Origin of the sequence: Stappia sp. BW2, from assembly GCF_008107695.1 — a bacterium.
In the GTDB taxonomy this organism is placed as follows: Bacteria; Pseudomonadota; Alphaproteobacteria; order Rhizobiales; family Stappiaceae; genus Roseibium.
Genome location: NZ_VIRG01000074.1, coordinates 1 through 431, shown reverse-complemented (window position 1 = coordinate 431; position 431 = coordinate 1). Strand labels below are relative to the sequence as shown.

Annotated in this window: 1 protein-coding gene; it reads right to left on the bottom strand. The window is 42.9% G+C overall.

The features are described from left to right. Positions 1–117 precede the first annotated feature (117 nt). On the bottom strand, positions 118–431 hold a 314-nt coding region (locus FMN63_RS30100), incomplete at its 5' end, for a PTS sugar transporter subunit IIA (RefSeq protein WP_205514352.1).

Below are 431 nucleotides of genomic sequence, written 5' to 3'. Positions count from 1 at the left end.
CAGAACACGTTGTGCAAGTGGTGCAGGATATGCTTCCCGTGGTTTAAAAGGCTATAAACAAAAAAAAGCAGCTTTACCGGATTACATTCCGGTGACGCTGCTTTTTCGTTCTTATGATTAAACTTTAGCTGTGAACAACAAGTCTTTTTCTTTGATCGTAGTGCGACCAGCAGACTCAATGGACTCATACTGATGCATGTTTGTAATAATGACTGGTGTAATCGTTGTATAACCGGCTTTTTCGATCTGTTCCCGGTCAAACTCCATCAGTACATCACCTACGGTTATCTTCGCACCTGCTTGAACTTTAGGAGAGAAGAATTGACCTTTCAGCTTCACGGTGTCAATCCCGATATGAATCAACATCTCTGCGCCTGTATCACTTACCAAACCAATGGCATGTCCACTCTTCGATAACGAGAACACGGTTC